The sequence below is a fragment of the Lentzea cavernae genome, from assembly GCF_014653695.1.
Taxonomy (GTDB): domain Bacteria; phylum Actinomycetota; class Actinomycetes; order Mycobacteriales; family Pseudonocardiaceae; genus Lentzea; species Lentzea cavernae.
Genome location: NZ_BNAR01000013.1, coordinates 179,964 through 199,775 on the forward strand (window position 1 = coordinate 179,964; position 19,812 = coordinate 199,775).

At 69.4% G+C, this 19,812-nt stretch carries 17 protein-coding genes; 9 read left to right on the plus strand and 8 right to left on the minus strand.

Annotated features, from left to right (window positions below; genetic code table 11):
- Positions 1–127: 127 nt before the first annotated feature.
- The 4 genes from IE307_RS34105 to IE307_RS34120 are packed head-to-tail and all read left to right on the plus strand — an operon-like array spanning position 128 to position 4,786.
- Positions 128–1,231: a glycosyltransferase family 87 protein gene (locus IE307_RS34105; protein WP_229905349.1), complete on the plus strand. Its 1,104-nt coding sequence runs from the start codon at positions 128–130 to the stop codon at positions 1,229–1,231.
- Positions 1,228–2,628 (plus strand): oligosaccharide flippase family protein, encoded by a 1,401-nt coding sequence (locus tag IE307_RS34110; RefSeq protein ID WP_191303525.1) that lies wholly within the window; start codon positions 1,228–1,230, stop codon positions 2,626–2,628. Before IE307_RS34105 ends, IE307_RS34110 begins: the two co-directional genes overlap by 4 nt.
- Entirely contained in the window at positions 2,625–3,692 is a 1,068-nt protein-coding gene (locus tag IE307_RS34115) for a glycosyltransferase family 4 protein (protein WP_191303526.1), read from the plus strand. Before IE307_RS34110 ends, IE307_RS34115 begins: the two co-directional genes overlap by 4 nt.
- Positions 3,689–4,786, plus strand: coding sequence for a glycosyltransferase family 4 protein (locus IE307_RS34120; RefSeq protein ID WP_191303527.1), 1,098 nt, complete (start codon positions 3,689–3,691; stop codon positions 4,784–4,786). The genes IE307_RS34115 and IE307_RS34120 overlap by 4 nt, the downstream gene beginning before the upstream one ends.
- Here IE307_RS34120 and IE307_RS34125 read toward each other — a convergent pair.
- Both IE307_RS34125 and IE307_RS34130 read right to left on the minus strand, forming a co-directional pair.
- Positions 4,767–5,894 (minus strand): putative glycoside hydrolase family 15 protein, encoded by a 1,128-nt coding sequence (locus IE307_RS34125; protein WP_229905350.1) that lies wholly within the window; start codon positions 5,892–5,894, stop codon positions 4,767–4,769. The two genes, IE307_RS34120 and IE307_RS34125, sit on opposite strands and share 20 nt — an antisense overlap.
- Positions 5,895–5,983: 89 nt before the next feature.
- Positions 5,984–7,426: a sugar transferase gene (locus tag IE307_RS34130; protein ID WP_191303529.1), complete on the minus strand. Its 1,443-nt coding sequence runs from the start codon at positions 7,424–7,426 to the stop codon at positions 5,984–5,986.
- Between the two features lie 235 nt (positions 7,427–7,661).
- Between IE307_RS34130 and IE307_RS34135 the strand changes: the two genes are divergently transcribed.
- The 5 genes from IE307_RS34135 to IE307_RS34155 all read left to right on the plus strand — a co-directional run bounded on the left by IE307_RS34135 (position 7,662) and on the right by IE307_RS34155 (position 13,609).
- Positions 7,662–8,486, plus strand: a complete 825-nt coding sequence (locus IE307_RS34135; RefSeq protein WP_191303530.1) for a glycosyltransferase — start codon at positions 7,662–7,664, stop codon at positions 8,484–8,486.
- Positions 8,486–9,820: an NAD(P)/FAD-dependent oxidoreductase gene (locus IE307_RS34140; protein ID WP_191303531.1), complete on the plus strand. Its 1,335-nt coding sequence runs from the start codon at positions 8,486–8,488 to the stop codon at positions 9,818–9,820. Before IE307_RS34135 ends, IE307_RS34140 begins: the two co-directional genes overlap by 1 nt.
- A complete protein-coding gene (locus IE307_RS34145; RefSeq protein ID WP_229905351.1) occupies positions 9,817–10,752 on the plus strand; it encodes a lysyl oxidase family protein in 936 nt (311 codons plus the stop codon). Before IE307_RS34140 ends, IE307_RS34145 begins: the two co-directional genes overlap by 4 nt.
- Before the next feature lie 448 nt (positions 10,753–11,200).
- Entirely contained in the window at positions 11,201–12,223 is a 1,023-nt protein-coding gene (locus IE307_RS34150) for a tryptophan dimethylallyltransferase family protein (RefSeq protein ID WP_229905364.1), read from the plus strand.
- A gap of 24 nt (positions 12,224–12,247) precedes the next feature.
- On the plus strand, positions 12,248–13,609 hold the full coding sequence (locus IE307_RS34155) for a tryptophanase (protein WP_191303533.1): 1,362 nt from the start codon (positions 12,248–12,250) through the stop codon (positions 13,607–13,609).
- A gap of 213 nt (positions 13,610–13,822) precedes the next feature.
- Here the strand turns inward: IE307_RS34155 and IE307_RS34160 are convergent, their stop codons facing one another.
- The 6 genes from IE307_RS34160 to IE307_RS34185 form a co-directional block, all read right to left on the minus strand.
- Positions 13,823–14,431, minus strand: coding sequence for a GTP-binding protein (locus IE307_RS34160; RefSeq protein ID WP_191303534.1), 609 nt, complete (start codon positions 14,429–14,431; stop codon positions 13,823–13,825).
- Positions 14,412–14,789, minus strand: coding sequence for a DUF742 domain-containing protein (locus IE307_RS34165; RefSeq protein ID WP_191303535.1), 378 nt, complete (start codon positions 14,787–14,789; stop codon positions 14,412–14,414). Before IE307_RS34165 ends, IE307_RS34160 begins: the two co-directional genes overlap by 20 nt.
- A complete protein-coding gene (locus IE307_RS34170) occupies positions 14,786–15,223 on the minus strand; it encodes a roadblock/LC7 domain-containing protein (RefSeq protein ID WP_191303536.1) in 438 nt (145 codons plus the stop codon). The genes IE307_RS34165 and IE307_RS34170 overlap by 4 nt, the downstream gene beginning before the upstream one ends.
- A 26-nt stretch (positions 15,224–15,249) precedes the next feature.
- Positions 15,250–17,646, minus strand: coding sequence for a sensor histidine kinase (locus tag IE307_RS34175; protein ID WP_308436422.1), 2,397 nt, complete (start codon positions 17,644–17,646; stop codon positions 15,250–15,252).
- A 684-nt stretch (positions 17,647–18,330) separates the two neighbouring features.
- Complete coding sequence (locus tag IE307_RS34180; protein ID WP_191303538.1) at positions 18,331–19,302, minus strand: hypothetical protein; 972 nt, start codon at positions 19,300–19,302, stop codon at positions 18,331–18,333.
- A complete protein-coding gene (locus IE307_RS34185) occupies positions 19,299–19,790 on the minus strand; it encodes a hypothetical protein (protein WP_191303539.1) in 492 nt (163 codons plus the stop codon). The genes IE307_RS34180 and IE307_RS34185 overlap by 4 nt, the downstream gene beginning before the upstream one ends.
- Positions 19,791–19,812 lie beyond the last annotated feature (22 nt).

The following is a 19,812-nucleotide window of genomic DNA, read 5'->3' on the forward strand; positions in this document are numbered from 1 at the left end:
ACCCGGCCTCGCCAAAACCATCGGCATCACCCTGGTAGCCCTAGCCGGTGCCCTAAGCGCCTTCCGGGCACTGAAGCCGTCGTGGGAAGTCCCCCTCCCCACAGAGCAGAACCTGCCCGAAGAACGCATGCAGGACTTCCGGGACGCGCTCTACTTCCCGATCCGCGAGTTCATGAACGGCGGCAACCCGTACGACCCGGCGGTGATGTTCGACCACTGGCCGGTGCGGCAGAACTTCAACCTCTACCAGCCCTACCACCTGGTGCTGCACCTCCCGTTCGCGCTGCCGGAGTACCGGGTGGGCGCGGTGGCGTTCGCGCTGGCGTGTCTGGTGCTCCTGATCGGACTCGCTGTCATGGCGGCCAACGGCGCACGTCTGCCGCTCGTCGCCAGCAGCACTGTGATCGCCACGCTGCTGGTGACGAGCCAGGTCGGCAAGGCGCAGATGTACATCGGCCAGGTGAACCCGCTGATCGCGGTCAGCGTGGCCGGGGCGTTGTTGCTGCGCACGAAGAGTCCTGGCTGGGCGTCGGTGGCACTGGCTCTCGCGTGGCTCAAGCCGCAGTTCGGGCTTCCGCTGGCGCTGTTGTTGTTCGTGCGCGGGGATCGGAGGGTTGCGCTGCAAGGCACGGCGGTGGCCGCGGTGGCGAGTCTGCCCGTGGCGGGGCTGTTGATCGTGCGCGGTGGTGGGGTGCGGGAGTTCCTCGACGTCATCTCGCGCAACCTCGAGTGGGCCAGCAGCACCGGGTACGGGGCGGTCGACTCGATGACGGCTCAGCGCGTTGACCTGCCCGCGGTGTTCTTCCGCGTGACCGGGTGGTTGCCGCCTGCTGCGGAGTTGTTGGCGTTGTGCGGGGTTCTTGCGGTGACGGCGCTGCTCGCGCGGAGGCTCGACCGGACCGAGAACGGGTCGGAGGCGGCGGATCTGCTCGTGTGCCTTGGCATCGTGGTGGCGCTCGTGCATCAGCCGGGTGACGTGTTGATCGCGGTTCCGGCGATGGTGGCGCTGGCCGTCGTGTGCTGGCGGCGCAGGAGGGACAGCCACTGGCGGTGGGCCGGTGTGGCGACGTTGCTGGTCGTGGTTCCGTTCGCGCACCTCTACTTCGTTGACACGGCTGTGAAAAGCCTTGTGGGTGCTCGGGCCGGTGTGACGCTGGACGGGGCGGCGCTCGTCGTGGCCTGGGTGGTGCTGGCCGTGTTCGCGGCACGACACGTCCGGCGCAACGCATGACAGACGTGGCGGTGCGGGGGTCGCTGTGGCTCTTCGCGGTCAACCTGGTGAGCAAGAGCAGCCAGATCGTCGTGACCCTCGCGCTCGCCCTGTTCCTCACCGAAGCCGACCTCGGGGCGGTGGCGCTCACGGTGTCGATCGTCAACATCGGCCAGGTGATCCAGGCGATGGGCGTCTACGACATCGTCAGCCGGACCGCCCTCGATCCCCTCAGGACCGCCGGAACCGTGCTCACGATGAGCGTCGCGGCCGGCACGGTGCTCGCCGTGGTGCTCGTCGCCACCGCGAACCCGATCGCCGCCGCGCTCGGGGCGCCCGACGCCTCCGGGATGCTGCGGCTCGCGGCGCTCACCCTGCCGTTCACCGCGGCGGGCGGTGTGCAGATGGCGTTGATGCACCGCGAACTCGACTTCCGGCGGCGCATGCTCCCCGACGCGGGCGGCATGCTCATCGGCGCGGCGGTCACGGTCACCCTGGCAGCGAACGGGACCGGGCCGACGGCGCTCGTCCTGGGGCTGCTCTGCACGGCGGTCGCGCAACCCGTGCTCGCCGCCGTCGCCGGCGCGCGGATCCGTCCCACCTGGGACCGGGACGCGGCGGCGGAAGCGGCGCAGTGGCTCGTGGTCGTGGGGCCGGGCGCGTTGATCGCGGTGTTGCTGATCAACGTCGACTACCTCGCGATCGGGCACGTCCTCGGCCCGGAGGCGGTGGGCGGTTACAGCCTCGCCTTCCGCATCGCCTGGGTGCCGTACATCATGATCGCGGTCGTGCTGGGCGGCGTGCTGTTCCCGATCTGCGCCGAGCTGGTCCGAAATGGACAGAGCGATCAGCTCCCGGACACGCTGCGGCGGTTCACCACCGCGACCCTGGTGATCACCGGTGGCCTGTACGCGACGGTCGCGCTGTCGGCACACGGGATCGTGGTGCTGGGTGAGCAGTGGGCGGGCGCGGCGCGTCTGCTCTCCCTGCTCTGCGGCTACGGACTCGGCCTGGGCCTCCTGCACGTCTGGTACCAGGTGATCAGAGCCGCCGGGCACGCCCGCCAGTACCTCGCCCTCGAAGCCGCCCACCTCGTGGCGCTCCTGACCGCACTGGTGTTCACCACCGGACTCGGCCCGGCGGCGGTCGCGATCACCCAGGTGACCGTGGTGTGGCTGTTGGTGCCCGTGACCTGGCTGGTCCTCAGGCGCAACGGCCTCGCGTTCCCCATCCCGATCCGGACGATCGCCGGCGTTCTCGGCGCCGCCCTCGCGTGCTACGCCGTCAGCACCCTCCTGCCCGACAGCACGACCGTCACCGGCCTGATCACAACGGGACTGGTCCTGCTCGCCACCTACTGCGCGATCGCCCTCCCCCTGAACCGCACCGTCCTCATCGGACTGAAGGAGCGCGCGTGAAGATCCTCCACGTGACGCAACCGGTCGAGGCCGGCGTCGCCGTCGTGGTCCTGGCCCTCGCCCGAGCCCAGCAACGACGCGGCTGGGACGTCGGCATCGCCTGCCCTCCGCACGGCTGGCTGCCAGAACAGGCGCGCAAAGCCGGAATCCCGGTGCACACCTGGCACGCGACCCGAAGCCCGGGACCACGCACAGCGCTGGAACTCCGTTCCCTCCGCGAGGTCATGAAAAAACTGACTCCCGACGTCGTCCACCTGCACAGCTCCAAGGCCGGTCTCGCGAGGCTCGTCCTGCGCGGCCGCACCCCCACGATCTTCCAGCCCCACCTGTGGTCGTTCCGCGTCGCCACCGGAGCGCTCAGCAAGGCGTGTCGCCTCTGGGAGGCGGCGGCGTCCCGCTGGACGACCACGCTCCTCTGCGTCAGCGACGACGAACTGCAAGCCGGCCGCACGGCGAAGGTCAGCGCACGGGCCGAGGTCGTCTTCAACGGCATCGACACCCGAAGCCTGACCCCGAGCCCCAAAGCCCACGACGTCCCCACCGCGGTGTGCGTCGGCAGGCTGGCGCACCAGAAGGGCCAGGACCTGCTGCTCGAAGCCTGGCCCCACGTGCTCGCAAAGGTCCCCGACGCCGAACTCCTGATGGTCGGCGACGGTCCGATGGCAGCGCAACTACAGGCCGGGCACCACTCCGGCGTCCGCTGGCACGGCCACAGCGACGCGGTCGACGCGTTCTACGCCGAAGCCGACGTCGTGGTCCTGCCCTCCCGCGCCGAGGGCATGGCCCTGGTGCCGCTCGAAGCCATGGCCTGCGGGCGCCCGGTCGTCGCGTTCGACGTCGAAGGTGTCGGGCAGAGCATCGGCGACGCGGGCGAGGTGGTCCCGGCCGGAGACGTGAAAGCCCTGGCGCAAGCGATTGCGCTCAGGCTCGCCGACCCGGAACTCGCCGCCGCGGAAGGCAAACGCGGCCGGCAGCGGGCGGAGACCCTGTTCGACCGCGACCGCATGACCGACCGGATCGCGACGCTCACCGCGACGCTGGTCGCCGAGGAAGGACGACGATGACACGGATCGCCTACCTGCTCACCCAGGACAGCGGTGGCCCGGTGGACGTGACGGTGCGCCTGGCCGCCGCGCTGGCCAAGTCGGGCGACGCCGAGGTGCGCGTGTTCGGCCCCCGGCCGAGGCGCGGCGCCGAGCTGATCGACCCGTTCTTCGAGGAGACCCTGGTGATGCGCAAGGGGGACGTGGCCGCCGCACGGCAGGCGCGTGCCGCCCTGAAAGCCTGGCGCCCGGACGTCGTGCACGCCCAGGACCGCCGATCCGGACTGGTCAGCGCGGGCCTCGCCACCACCGGCACCAAGATCGTGCACACCTACCACGGCGTGCCCGACGACGTGGCGGAGCCGTGGTTCCGCAACGTCCGCGGCGCCACCCCTCCCCCGGCCTACACGAGGGCGGTGCTGGCCGCCGACGCCGCCGTCGCCCGCGTCGTGCACCGCACCGTCGTCCCCGCCAGGGAGATGGGCAGGTTCCTGCGCGAACGCCTCTACGTGCCCCCGCACCGCATGACCCACATCGACAACTGCGTCGACGTCGGCGCCGCCATCCCGCCCGTCAAGCCGGTGCGCAAGCTCATCTTCGTGGGCCTGCTCGTGGAGCGCAAAGGCTTGCTGGACCTGCTGGACGCGCTGGAGACCACGATGCCGGAGGACGCGACGCTCACGGTCGTCGGCGACGGTCCACAAAGGCTTCAGGCGGAGGGCCGGGTGACGCGCCGGGGTCTCTCGACCAGGGTCAGGTTCCTGGGGTTCCGCACCGACGTCCCGGAACTGCTGCTCGACCACGACGCCCTGGTGCTGCCGTCCACCATGGAGCAGCAGCCGCTCGTCGTCGCGGAGGCCATGGCGGCGGGCAAACCCGTCGTCGCCACCGACACCGGCGGGGTCGCGGACATGCTGGGCATCCCCGGCGAGGACTGCCCGAAGCCCGGCGACGTGCCCGCACTCGCCGCACGGCTGAAAGCCCTCTTCGCCGATCCCGATCCCGCGAGCACCGGAGACCGGCTCGCCACGAGGGCACGGGAGCGGTTCACCCCGGAGGTCTGCGCCCGCAGGCACCTCGACCTCTACCGCAAGCTCACCGCCGCGGACCGTTGACCAGCACGACGGCGTCGGCGGACGGCAGGTCGAACTGGGCCGGCACGGGTTCGCCGCGCAACGTCACGAGGCCCGGCGGAGGCGTGAGGAGCACGGACGTCTTCGTCGGGTTCACGGCCACCCAGCCGCCCGAGTAGCGGCGGTTCCACACCCCGCTCGGCAGGCGGTTGGCCGTCTCGACCGCCTCGCCGAGCCGCGCGTCCTGGTACGCCGACCAGTACGGGTTCTTGTAGTCGGGCTGGGCCCTGGTCCAGCACGTGTGGGGGCTCGCGAGGAGCGCGGCCGAGGCGTACCCGACGCGCTCCTCCTTGTCCGACTTCGTGTGCGTGATCAGCAGCAGCCACGACTCGCCGAGCGCGGCCTGGGCGCGCTGCTCCTTGAACTGGTTGCCCTGGAACGTGATCAGCTCGCCGGTGCCGTCGTCGCCCTGCAGGCCGAAGTTCTCCTCCATCGCGCCCGCGTACCGGGAGTGCGCCGACCAGCGTCCCGGCGTCAGCTGCGACTCCGAGACGTTGGGGACCAGCATCTTCCCGGACTTCTCCAGGGCGTCACCGGTGAGCGCGAGCATGCCGTCGAGGCCGTCGCGCAGCAGCCGGTCCGAGCCCGCGGCGTCAGCGGTGCCCGCGATGACCGACGGCGAGTAGTACTTGAGCGAGCTGAAGTCGTTGTCCGCCAGCACGCCGTCCCAGCCCTCGCGCAGCACCTCGCCGACCACGGCGTCCGCCCAGGCCTTCTGGTAGGCGGGGTCCCAGACCGTCATCTGCCAGTGCTTCGGGTAGCCGTTCCACTCGATGCGCTGCCCGAGCGTGCTGATCGCGAACCACTCCGGCTGGGTCCGCTCCGCGGCGACGTATCCGACCCCGGTCGGCAGGTACTTGGCGTCGCGATCACCCTCGACCGCGCCGTAGTAGTTGCGCGTGCTGGAGAAGTCCTTGTACACCAGCACTTTGACCTTGGGGTTCAGCTCGTGGAGCTTGCGCATGGCCGCCGTCTCCCACGCGTTGAGCACGACGACGTCGTAGTGCTTGGCCGCGGACCGGATCTCCCACGACGAGGGCGAGTCGCCGATGCCGTACCACCACGCGCAGGGCGCCAGCGGCTTCGGCACCGGCCCGGTGATGATCGGATCGGACTCCGCGGCACTGACCGCACATGCACTCGAAAGAAGTACGAGGGCGACAACGGCGAATCGACGAATCAGCGATTTCTCCGACAACACAACTCACCCGCTGTCATCAGTAGAATCCTCAGGTCAAGCCACAACGACCAATTGGCGATGTAGTAGTTGTCGTATCGAGACCTGTCGGCGATGGAAGTGTCACCTCGCAGCCCGTGCACTTGAGCGAGCCCCGTCAAGCCGGTCGGAACGCGATGGCGCGCCCAATATAGCTCGTGAATTGCGGAAAACTCGCGAACGAAACCAGGACGCTCCGGGCGTGGCCCGACGACGCACATGTCGCCGCGCAGCACGTTCCACAGCTGGGGCAGCTCGTCGAGCGACGTGCGGCGCAGGAACCGGCCGACCGGCCCGACCCGGGAGTCGCCGACGACCGACCACGTCGACTGCGAGTCGTCCTCGCCGGTCTGCCGGACGCTGCGGATCTTGTAGAGGGTGAACGTGCGGTCGTCCATGCCGACGCGGACCTGCCGGAAGAGCAACGGCCGGCCGCTCTCGACGAGCACCGCCAGGGCGCACAGCCCGATCACCGGCGAGAGCACGACCAGCGCGAACGCCGCCAGCAGCAGGTCGGCGGCGCGCTTGATCCACCAGGTCGGCCTGCTGGTCGGCGCGGTGCCGAGGCGCATCAGCGGGTAGCTGCGCAGCCGTTCGATGCCGGGGCCGTCGGGGTGCAGCTCGTACATGCGGGGCACGACGAGCGTCGAGCAGCCGAGCCGGTGGGCGGTGATCGCGGCCTCGACCAGCGGGGAGTCGCGGGTGTGCGAGAACGCGAGCACGACCGTGCCCGCCTTGAGCCGCACGATCGCGTCGGCCAGGTCGCCCTCGACCACCTCGAGCAACGGCGGCTGCCGGTCCGGATCGGGCCCGGAGTCGGCGAACGCGACGGGCCGCAGGCCGAACTGCGGGTGCTCCAGCATGGTCTTCGCGAGGTTCACGCCCACCTCGCCCGCGCCGACGATGATCGTGCGGTCGCAGCGGTCGAACTTGCGCCGGCACCACCGGCCGAACGCGAAGACGCACCACCGCACCGGCTCGATGACCAGCGCGAACACGATCATCGCCCACTGCGCGGCGGCGAGCTCACGCGCGTCGGAACCGCTGATCAGGCCGATGCCGGACAACAGCGCGAACGCCAGGGCGGTGCTCGCCGCGGACCGGGGCAGGTCCTGCAACCACGACAGCCACAGCCGCCGCCGGTAGAGCCGCCAGGCTCCCCTGATCGTGACCGCCGAGGCCACGACCGCGGCGCTCCAGCCCCAGCCGAGACCCCGGTGCGCGCACACCGCGGCGAGCGTCACGGCGTCCGCGAGGACGAGCAGGACCGCGACCGCGTTCACCCGGCTGAGCACGTCCCTGCCGACCGAGGACGGCTTGAGGGGGCGCTGCGAGGGGCGTCTGGCCTCGGCCTCGCGCGCGGGCGTTGGTGCTTCGGGAACGGCAACCGCCGAGAATCGCCTCATGGAAGATCATCCGATCGAAGGAGTTAGGGCCGCAGGAGCGCACGAAAGAGTGAATGAACTCTGAGAAATCATCTCTTCGGGTATCAATATTCCCTCTTCAGTGTCCCGCGTGATTGCGGTTGGTGAGGTTTCGACGTTGTTCCTGCCCTGAACTCACCCAGGGCCGCCTCAAAGCTTTAGCACGCGGTGTCAATAATTCACTCCACCATCCACGAGCCACCGAAGGGGGCGTTGAGTGAGAGTCGACGAACACGGCATCCGGCATTCGGCCGGTGAGCCCGTCGCGATCGTGCAGAAGCCGATCCGCACGTGTGGCGACGTGCACGTCGTCCTGCCCGCCTACAACGAGGCCGTGGCGCTCCCGTCGCTGCTGGCGCGCATCGCCGCCACCGACCTGGCCGACCGGATCACGGTGTGGGTGGTCGACGACGGGTCGTCGGACGGCACCGGCGCCTGCGTGGCCGGCGTGCGCGGGCTCGACGTGCGCCTGGTGACGCACCCGGTGAACCTCGGGCTCGGCCAGGCCGTCCAATCAGGACTGACGGCGGCGCTCGCGGAGGCCGAGCCCGACCACGTCCTGATCGTCATGGACGCCGACGACACGCACGACCCCGGCGTGTTCCCCGCGATGCTGGCCGAGATCAAGGCCGGCGCGGACGTCGTGATCTGCTCCCGCTTCGTCGCGGGCGGCGACGACTCGACGGCGCCGCAGTGGCGCCGGCTGCTCTCGCGCGGCGCCCGCGTCGTGTTCGGCAAGGTGCTGCACTTCGACGGCGTCCAGGACTTCACGAGCGGCTTTCGCGCGTACCGGGTGAGCCTGCTGCGCCGCGCCGCCGCGCACTGGGGCGAGCGCCTGGTCGAGGAACGCGGGTTCGCCTGCATGGTCGAGCTCCTGCTGAAGCTGCGGCACTGCGGGCCGATCGTCAGCGAGATCCCGCTGCACCTGCGCTACGACCGCAAGCCCGGCGCCAGCAAGCTCCGGCTCGGCCGCACGCTCAAGCAGTACCTGCTCCTGCTCACGCGTGACCGCCTCGCGCCCGTCCCGTTCCGGAAGCTCTGATGCCCCAGCGCGTTGTCGTCGTCGGCGGGGGCATCTGCGGCCTCGCCACCGCTCACCGCCTCGCCCGCGAGGGCATGGCCGTGACGCTCCTCGAGGCCGGTGACCAGCTTGGCGGCCTCGGCACGTTCTTCACCTCGCGTGGCCGTTCCGTGGAACGCTTCTACCACTGCGTGATGCCGACCGACGCGGCCCTGCTGGCGCTGCTGGACGAGGTCGGCCTGCGCGAGAGCGTCAGCTGGAACCCCACCACGATGGGCATGGTCGTCGAGGGCCAGCACCGCTCGTTCAACTCGGCGCTGGACCTGCTGCGGTTCACGCCCCTGAGCCTGGTGAACCGGATCCGCTTCGGCGTGGTCTCGTTGCTGCTGCGCCGGTTGGGGCAGGGCAAGGACCTCGACGGGATGCGCACCGAGGACTGGTTGCGCGGCCTGTACGGCGACAAGATCTGGACGATGCTGCTCGCCCCGATGTTCGGCGCCAAGTTCGGCGCCGCGTTCGGCGACGTGCCCGCGCTGTACGTGTGGCAGCGCCTGGGCCGCGAGAGCAACGAGGCCGTCCGCGGCTACCCCGCCGGTGGCTACAAGAGCGTGATCGACGCGCTGAAGGCCTCCATCGAGGCGCACGGCGGCGAGGTCCGCACCTCCGCTCCCGTCGGCAGGCTCGAAGCCTCGGAAGACCGCGTGCTGGTCACGTTGATCGACGGCGAGACGATCGAGGCGGACCACGCGGTCTCCACGGTCCCGCTGCCGGCGTTGCGGGCCATCGCCGACGCCGACCTCGCGCCGCGGCTGCCCGACGTCCAGCTGCCGTACCAGGGCGTCGTCAACACGGTGTTCTTCCTGCGCAAGCCGTTGTCCGGGCACTACTGGGCCCCCGTGATCCGGTCGGGCACGGACTTCGACGGCGTGATCGAGATGACGCCGCTCACCGGCTCCGAGCGCTACGGCGACCGGCACCTCGTGTACGTCATGCACTACGCGGACCGCGAGTCCGCGCTGTACCGCGAGGACTCGGACAGCATCGCCCGCCGGTGGACCGAGCAGCTGCTGAGCGTCCACGAAGGCCTCACGCCGGACGACGTCGACGAGGTGCGCGTGTTCAAGGCGCCGTTCGTCGAGCCGGTGTACCCGTTGGGATACCTCACGAAGCGCCCGCCCGTCGAGGTGCCCGGCACGCGGTTGCGGCTCGCCACCACCGCCCACGTCTACCCCAACGTCACGAGCTGGAACTCGAGCGTCGAGCTCTCCAACTCCGTGACGGACGCACTCCTGCGCGACGCCAGGAGTTCCACGACCCAGGAGAACACCGCATGGTCAGCAGAATCGGCGCGGTGATCGCAGCACTCACTTTCACCGCGGTCAACCTCGTCTCCTCGCAGCACGTCCAGGCCGATCCGGCGCCGCTGCTGCCCGACCTCCGCCAAGCGCCCATCGGCTGCCCCGGTGGTTACGACGGCGCACCGTTGCTGTGCCGCGCGTGGGACGTCTGCCTCGTGGAGGACGCCTCGGCGCCCCGCGGCAAGTGCATGAACCGCGGCGGCACCGCCCAGGCCGTTCGCCTGCGGTTCACGACGTCGATCGACAACGTCGGCGACGGCCCGTTGCTGCTGCACGCGCACCGCGACAACACCGCCACGCCGACGATGAAGGTGCGGCAGGCCGTCCAGTCCGGTGTGGACGGTTCGATCGCCGGCTCGTACGACGAGGCGCGGCGGGAGACCCCGGCCGGCGCCTACTACGAGCCCGCGCCCACGCACACGCACTGGCACCTGCTCAACTTCGAGTACTTCCAGCTGCGCACGCCCGACGGCGGTGTGGTCGTGACGGACCGCAAGAACGGCTTCTGCATCGGCGACCGCTACAAGGTGTCCGACGACCTCGAGCACCGTCCGTCGAACCCGGACAGCCCGGAAGGCAAGCTGGCACAACGCCTTCGCGGACACATGTGCGAGCACCACAACCCGTCCGCGCTGGACGTCATGTTCGGCATCTCGGTCGGCTCGGGCGACGACTACAAGCACGAGGTCGACTTCCAGTGGCTCGACCTCACGCAGGTGAAGTCCGGCACCTACGACGTTGTGAACGTGGTGAACTCCGACCGCTCGTTGCTGGAGAAGAACTACGACAACAACGCGGCGTCGATCGCGATCTCCGTGCAGTGGCCCGGCGGCGCGGTGAACCCGCCGGCCACGATCGACCAGGCGCCGTCGGTGCGCATGATCCGCAGTTGTCCCGGCAAAGCGCGGTGCGCGAAGTCGCACAACTGAGCTTTTGTGAAACAACCCCGAACGGGGGTGTTCGCTCCGGCGGACACCCCCGTTTCTTTTGTACCGGGACAAACGGGCGCCATTCGGATCGCAATACCACGCGGAGCTTGATTAACACAAACCTCACTCTGCGAAACCAATGGCGGTTGCACATAGCACACCCATACGCACAGACGCAATTACTCTCAATGACAGGCACGAACACCCGAGTCAATAGACCGAGTGGTGCAATCTTCATCACAGTGGAGAGTGTCGCACGCAACCCCCTTGGCTCTTGACCTGGGCATGTGGCCGCTTGAGAGAATTCATTCGCGATTCCACCCCGTCAGGGATCGCAAAACGACCTGATTCCCCGGCCGATCAGGAGTGCCCCATCTTGAGCGCGCCATCCGTCTCGTTGCACGATTTCGCCATCGGACAGCTACACGACCTCCTGCGCGCCGTCGGTTTGTCGAACGCGGCCGAAAGCGCGACAAAACTGCTGGGTGAGGCATTAGGCCCAGGTAGCAGGCTTCCGCTCTCCGCGATTCCCCATTGGCCGTCATTCGTCGCCGACGATCACACCCCGATCGAATTCTCGGTGGCTTTGGCCCAAAACGAGCGCCCCGCGGTCCGGATGATCGTCGAGTCGCTCGCCGAACAGCCCGGCCGCCAGGCCAACGTCGCCGAGGCGCTGCGGGTGCTCGACGGACTGGCGGCACGACATCAGGTGCGGCTCGGCCAGCTCGACCTCGTCCGCGACCTGTTCCTGCCGGAGGACCCGCAGGGCGCGTTCGCGTTCTGGTACTCGCTGATAGTCCAGCCCGCCGTGCCACCCGCCGTGAAGGTCTACCTCAACCCCGAGGCGCGCGGTCGTGAGAGCGCGACCGCCCTGGTGGGCGAGGCGTTGTCCCGGCTCGGCCTGGGCGGGGCGTTCCCCGCCGTGCAGGAGCACGGGCTGCGGCGCGAGGGGCTGGACCGGTTCTCCTTCTTCGCCCTCGACCTCATGGACGAGAGCCGGGCACGGGTGAAGACCTACGTCTCGCACGAGGACGCCGTGGTCGCGGACGTGGTGCGCGCTGCGGCCGCGGTGCCCGAGGCGGACCAGACCATCCTCGCGGACGTCTGCGAGCTCGCCTGCGGCGGCGTGGGGCCCTTCTCCCGGCGTCCCCTGATGTCGAGCTACACGTTCCTGTCCGGCGACACGGAGCGGCCCAGCGGCTACTCCGTCTACATCCCGGTGCGGGACTACGTGCAGGACGACCTGGAGGCGTGCGAGCGCGTCCTGGCGATCATGGCCAGGTGCGGGCTCGACACGACGCCGTTCGTGATGGCGCTGGCGAGCCTCGTGCAGCGCCCGCTCGGGGACGGCGCCGGCCTGATCGCCCACGTGTCACTGAGGCTGGGCAGGCCGAAGCCCGGTGTCTCGGTCTACCTGTCCTCGGAGGCGTACGACGTCACGCCGCCCCGCACCAAAGCACTATCCGCTTAGCGCTGCACCAGAAAGGCCACCGCCGTGGAGCCGTACCGCATCAAGGTCGTCGAGCCCATTCCCATCACCACCCGAGAATTCCGGGAACGCCGTTACGCCGAGGCCGGGTACAACCAGTTCAACCTCACAGCGGAAGACGTCACGATCGACCTGCTGAGCGATTCCGGCACCGGCGCGTTGTCGGCGGAACAGCAGGCGGCCGGCATGCGCGGCGACGAGACGTACGCGGGCGCCCGCTCGTGGTTCCGGTTCCGCGAGGTGGCGGAGGAGCTCACCGGGTACGAGCACATCTTCCCCGTGCACCAGGGCCGCGCCGCCGAACGCATCCTGTTCAGCGCTCTGCTCAAGCCCGGGCAGATCTCGGTCAGCAACACGCACTTCGACACCACCCGCGCGAACGTCGAACTGGCGGGCGGTGTCGTGCGCGACCTCCCGTCGCCCGCGTTCGCGGACCTCGACAGCGACGCGCCGTTCAAGGGCGACATCGACCTCGTCGCGCTCGAGGCGTTGCTCGACGGGCCCGAGGACGTCGGCCTGGTGCTCATGACGATCACCAACAACGGTGGCGGCGGGCAGCCGGTGTCGATGGCGAACCTCGAGGCCGTGGGCGTGTTGTGCCGCAGGTACGGGGTGCCGTTCATCCTCGACGCGGCCCGCTTCGCCGAGAACGCGTGGCTCGTGACGCAGCGGGAGGAGCGCTTCCGCGGCCACAGCCCGCGCGAGGTCGCGAGGCTCGCGTTCCGGCTGGCCGACGGGTGCGTGCTGAGCCTGAAGAAGGACGGCATCGTCCACATCGGAGGGATGCTCGCGCTGCAGGACCAGGACCTGGCCAAGCAGTGCGAACTCCTGCTGATCGCGACCGAGGGGTTCAGCACGTACGGCGGGCTCTCCGGACGTGACCTCGACATGTGCGCGCAGGGCCTGATCGAGGTCACCGACCCGCTGTACCTGCGCGAGCGGGCGGAGGCCACCGCCTACCTCGCCGACTGCGCGCGCGAGGCCGGTGTGGACAGTGTGCGGCCGGCCGGCGTGCATGCCGTGTACCTCAACGCGGGCAGGCTCCTGCCGCACATCCCGCCGAGCCGCTTCACCGGGCACGCGCTCGCGTCGGAGTTGTACCTCGCGGGCGGAATCCGGTGCGCCGAGGTGGGTTCCCTCTACCTCGGGGAGATCGACCCGTCCGGTGAGCTGATCACGCCGGCGCCGTTCGAGCTGGTGCGGCTCGCGATCCCGCGCCGCGTGTACACCCGCAGCCACCTGGAGTACGTGGCGGAGACGCTGGCCGGTATCGCGAAGGATCCCGGGCGGGTGCCCGGTTACCGGCTCACGGAGGTGCCGCCGATCCTGCGGCCGTTCCGCTGCCGGCTCGAGCAGATCAAGCCCTAGTGGCGCGACACAGGACGTTGGCGGCCTGTCCGCGCTCAGCAGGACCCGTCGCGGCACCGCCCCCACGCCCCCGTACTACCAGTACGAGGACGTGGGGGCGGCACCACGACACGCCCGTCTGACCACGAACACACCGGCAACGTCCTGAGCCACGCCACTAGAAACGACTGAAGCCCCTGGCGCACAACGCCAAGGGCTTCAGCACAGAGCAGATCAGGCCATCACGTCGAGGCGGTTCATCGCGTGCTCGATCACGCGGACCAGCACCGCCTTGCACGACTCGCGGTCGCGGGCGTCGCACAGCACCAGCGGCACGTTGTCCGCGACGTCCAGCGCCACGCGCATCTCCTCCGCCGTGTAGGAGTGGCTGCCCTGGAAGCAGTTCACCGCCACGACGAACGGGATGCCCCTGCGCTCGAAGAAGTCGATCGCGCCGAAGCCCGCGTCGAGCCTGCGGGTGTCGACCAGGACGACGGCGCCGATCGAGCCGATGGCGAGCTCGTCCCACAGGAACCAGAAGCGGTCCTGGCCCGGTGTGCCGAACAGGTAGAGCACCAGGTCGGGGTTGATCGTGATGCGGCCGAAGTCCAGGGCCACGGTCGTCGTGGTCTTGCCCTCGACGCCGTAGAGGTCGTCGATCTCCTCGCCGGCCTCGGTGAGCAGTTCCTCGGTCCGCAGCGGGGTGATCTCGCTGACCGCGCCGACCATCGTGGTCTTGCCGACGCCGAAACCGCCGGCGACGACGATCTTGACCGACGAGGGGACGAGGAGTTCTTCCTTGCCCTGCCCTGAATCCGGGCGGTCAGATTGCACGGACACCATCGAGCACCTTCTGGAGTAGGTTCATGTCGACCGGGGCCACCGTGGTGGCCGGGCCGCTGGTGATGACGTCACCGCGCTGGATGAGGTCGCTCAGGAGCACCTTCACGACGACGAGCGGCGCGTGCAGGTAGGCGGCGACCTCCGCGACGGAAAGCGGTTTCCGGCAGAGTTTGATGATCTCCAGGTGCTCCACCGACAGCGTGCCCTGGTCCGTTGTCGTGCGCAGCGCCCGGACCTGGGTCGTGACGGTCAGGTCCTCGCCCGCGGGCTTGGGCCTGGTGCGGCCGTTCACCATCGCGTACGGGCGGACCATGGGGCCCGCCGCCTCGTCGTACCACCAGTCGGAGGAGTTGCTCATGACAACCCGAGGGGGTTGGGCATCCTCGGCGACGCCATTGTTCGCGGCGCCGACGAGAGGTAGGCGCCCACGCGCTTCACGAGCATGTTCATCTCGTAGGCGATCATGCCCATGTCGGCGTCCTCGTCGCCCACCACCGCGAGACAGGCGCCCTGTCCCGCCGCGGTGACGAACAGGTGGGCGCGTTCCATCTCCACGATGGTCTGGCGGACCTGCCCACCCCCGAAGTGCCTTCCGGTGCCTCGGGCGAGGCTCTGGAACGCCGACGCCATCGCCGAGAGGTGATCGGAGTCGTCCTTGGAGAGCTCGGGAGAGTGGGCGAGCAGCAGGCCGTCCGCGGAGAGCACCACCGCGTGCCGGGCACCGACCACTCTCGAGACGAGGTCCTCCAGCAGCCAGTTGAGCTCGGGGTGCCCGCTGGTCAGGTCGTCCACGGAAATAGCCCTTCTAGTATTCGTGATCACGGTTCCACGACGTCGTCGGCCTGGCGGGCGTCACGCGTGCCCCGCTGGAAGGCGGACATTCCGTCGCGGGTGCGTTCCGCCCGTTCCTCGGGGTTGAACTCGGCGAGTTCGGGCATCGGCCGGAGGTCGTCGTTGGCCAACTGCGGTACGAGGTGCTGCTGCCGCCTCCGGCGCGGCAGCTCGGGCCGTGCGTTCTGGCGCGTCGTCTGCTCACCTTCCGCCGGGTCGTCGGTCGGCCAGGCGCCTGCCCGGCGGTCTTCCCGGGGCAGCTCGAGCTGCCCGCTGCTGCTGTCCAGATCCCTTTCCGGGCCTGGGGCCGAGCCGTTTCCCACTGCCCTCCCGGCCCAGAACTCGTCCAGCTGGAAGGTCTCGGTGGGCCTCTCGGCGGGCAGCGAGTCGTGCGTCAGTTCGCCCTGCATCGGGACGGCGCCCTCGAGTGCCTCCGGCGAACGCGCGGCCTGCTGCATCGTCTGCTGGCGGAACGTGGGCTTGGGCATCTGCACCGAGTCCGCGGGGTCCACCGCGCCCGCCTCGCCGACGATCAGCTCGGACGGGATCAGGACCAGCGCGATGGTGCCGCCGGACGGGCAGTCGCGCAGCTCGACGTGGATGTGGCGGCGCGCGGCCAGCCGGGCGACGACGAACAGGCCGAGGCGGGACTCGCCGCGCAGCCTCATCGCCTCGAAGTCGGGCGGCGCTTCCAGCATCTTGTTGTGCAGCTCGCGGTCCTCGGGCTTGATGCCGAGACCGTGGTCCTCGATCTCGATGACGAGACCCTGCGGCACCTCGCTGCTGTGGATCTCGACCTGCGAGCGCGGCGACGAGAACGACGTCGCGTTGTCGACGAGCTCGGCGATCAGGTGGATGGTGTCCGCGACGGCGGCGCCGACCAGCGCGACCTCGGGCACCGGGTTCACCTTCACGCGGGCGTACTGCTCGGTCTCCGCGACGGCGGCGCGCACGACGTCGAGCATGCGCACGGGCTTGCGCCACTGCCGGCCCGGCTGCTCACCGGTCAGGATGATCAGGTTCTCGGCGTTGCGGCGCGCGCGGGTCGCGAGGTGGTCGAGCTGGAAGAACGCGTCGAGGTGGTCGGGGTTCTCCTCCTCGCGCTCCAGCTTGTCGAGGATCTTGAGCTGGCGGTGCACCAGGCCCTGGTTGCGGCGCGCGATGTCGAGGAAGACCCGGTTCACGCCCTCACGGGTCTGCGACTCCTTCACGGCCGCGGCGACGGCGGTGTACTGCGCGGCGTTGAACGCGTCGGCCACCTGCCCGATCTCGTCGTTGCCGTAGTCGAGCGCGGGGACCTCGGCGGCGACGTCGACGTGCTTGCCTTCGCGCAGGCGCTCGACGATGTCCGGCAGCCGCTCGTGGGCGAGCTTCAGCGAGTCGCTCTTCAGGTTGATCAGGCGGACGATCAACGCCTTGTTGACCAGGCGGTTCGAGACGCGCACGGCGACGAAGATGCCGGCGATGACCGCGATCAGGGCGATGAGGCTGCCGATGAGGACGGTGGTGAACTTCTCCTTGCCGTTCGCCATGGCGATGTTCACGGCGCCCGTGGACTGCTCCTGCACCATCGTGACGATCTCCTGCGAGACCGCGCGGGTGGAGTTCTCGAAGTCCGCCAGGGCGACCTGCTGCCCGATGGGCCGGTCGGAGTTCTGCAGCAGGCGGTTCTCGAACGTCACGAGCTGCTGGTACGGCGCGCTTCCGGTGAGCTGCTTGAAGTGCTCGCGCACGTCGGGCAGCGAGACGGGCTCGATGACGTTGAGCGTGAAGTGGTACGCGCCGACGAGGTTGACGTACTCGCGGTGCTCCTCCGGCGTGAACTTGCCCGCCGCGATCGCACCCGCGGCGACCGAGCTGGCCCGCGACATCGCGTCGGAGGCCTGGAAGGCCTGCAACGCGGTCAGCGCGCCCTGCACGGTCTCGGCGTCGGGGACGATGCGGGCCTGCGTGCCGAACAGCGAGCCACCGGCGTCGAGCACGCTGTTGTAGTAGCGGTAGACCTCGTCCTTGGACGAGTTGCCCGACTCGAGGCGCTCGCGCTGGTCCGGCAGCTGGTCGAGCAGCCCGTTGAGCTTGTTGATGCCGTCGACGATCTCCTGCGGCGCCTGGGAGGCGAGCTCCCCGAACGCCGCCTTCATCTTCTCGACGTCCTTGTCGGTGTCCTGCTGCTGCTTGAGCAACGCCGACGAGCCCGCGCCGCCGCGGCTCAGGCTCGTCATGCTCAGCTCGCGTTCCTTCTGCAGCGACGCGAACGACTGGACCGCGGGGATCGACGCGTCCCGCGCGCCGGAGGCGACCAGCTGGAGGTAGAGACCCTCGAACACCGTGTAGGACGAGAACAGCGCCCACATGGCCAGAAGGACGACGCTGGGAACCACCACGACACCAGTGAGCCGAGAACGAATTGTCTTGTAATTCGTCTCAGGCACGTTCTTCAGCTTCACAACGCTCCACGACCACCCGAATTGGCGACGGAAAGATAGCACTACAAGATCAACACTATCAACAGCGATGATCTTGAGGGGGTGAGAGCAGAGTACTCAGTCAGATGCGCAGCGCAACACCCCCTATCCGAGTTCACTCTCCGCGTTGTCACGGAGGAACGCGCTCTCGCAGGTCGGGCGCGTCTCCCGTGACCGAGCGGGCGAATGGGCGGCGAGCTGGACTTTCGCGAACTGAACAGTGGAAACGCTCGCTATTGACCGCGAACTTGACACGAGTGTGCGGCATCTCTATGCGAGAACGGAGCGCGACCGGGCGTCGCTTTCCGTCACCAGCGCTTATCGCGGAATTCGCATGACTCACCGTGATCAGGAGTCATTCCCCGGTCATGATCTTCGTTACCCGCCTCCCGCCGACGTCGAGAGCGTGGCAATTCCGCTGGTCACCGCCATCACGCCCACTCCGATCGCGATCCGCGGAACCGCACTGGAGCGCCGGCCGCGCCCCCTGTGGCCCGCACCACAGCGCTGCAAACGTTCCAGATCGGTTCTGGTGACGGTCCGCGCGATTTCTGTCTGATTTCTGCCCGCACCCCCGCCAATGCCCGGACGGCGCCGCCGGAATCAAAAGGCTTTCGCACGGCGTTCCTCGCGCGCCTGTTCGATGCGTTCTTCCAGCTCCGCGAACCACTGCCGGCCCTGCGCACCGCAGTTGTCGCGGATCTCGTGCTTGAGCTCGGACGTGTTGGCGTTCAGGTCGCGGACCATGCCCAGCCCCTGGTCGACCTGTGACCGCAGCTCGCCGTGCGACCGCTCCAGGTGCGTCGCGGCGGCCCGCATCTCGGCGCGGGCGCGCTGGCTCGCGACCAGGTGGCGCGGTGCGATTCGCGCCCGGCGGACCAGGAAGGACATCGTGCGCAGCGACGTTTGCGCGGAGTCGTAGGCGAGATGCGCGGTGTCGGCGCATTGGTAGGACTCGCGGTGGAATATGCGCAACGAATGGAATTCCACGTCGGAACGCGCGGGATCACGGGCCTGGAGCTTCACCAGGCGCGCCTGCACCTGCTCGGCCTGGCGGCGCACTCGGGCGTTCTCGGCACGCACGCGCTTCAGCGCGTGGTCGGCCTGGACGGCGGCCTCGCGCACCTCCTCGACGGTGACGCGGCGGGCACGGCGGTCCCACAGCGACAGCACGACGAGCACGGCCAGGCCGACCAGCGCGGAGCCTCCGAAGAACGGCACGAGGTCCTGGACCACGTGCTCACCCGCGGCGGACGGCGCCTTCTTGAGAAAGGCGAAGGTGTTGACGGCGGCGAGCAGCACCACGCCGTTCACGAACAGGCCCCGCCAGCGCTTCAGCGGCGGAGCCCCGCGCACCCGGCCGTCCCGCTTCAGCGCGGACCGGACCAGCAGCGTGCTCAGCGGCACGGAGATCGCGGCGCCCCAGAGCCACTCGTGCAGGTACGGCTGGTGTTCCGGCACGGCGTCGACGTAGATGCGGGCCGCCATCGCGGGCGAGATCAGCAGGATCGCGAACGGCATCACCAGGAAGACGGCGAGGAGGCCGAGCGCGCAGCCGCGGTTGTCGCGGCTCACCGGCGGCGGCGCGGCTTGCGGGCCGGCGCGAGCGCGGCGGCGCCGGATCCGTTGAGCACCTTGTCGATGACGTCCGCGACGCCTCCGGTGAGGTCGGAGTGGTGCTGCACGAGCATCGTGGTGAAGTGCTGCGTCAGGTCGATGTAGGCACGGCGTTCGGCCAGTTCGATGCCCGGCTTCACGGTCGCGCGCTGCATGTTGACCATGCACTGCCGCAACGCCGCCGCGCTCCTGTCGGCCCTGCCGAGCTCCTTCTGCATGCTGCGCAACGTGGAGGTGGACTCCCGGCGGCGCTGGTCCAGCACCGCCAGCTTGACCTCCTTGTCGTCCACCGCCTTCGCCTCGCTGATCCGGCGGATCTCGGTGGCCAGCGCGTACGTCTCGGCGACGCACCGGCCCGCGTCGCCGAGCGGTTTCAGCTGCTCGGCGACACGGGACAGCGCGTCGGTGAAACCGACATGGCTGCCCTCGACAGTGACCAGGCCCATGGACCGTTCATCACGCCTCCGG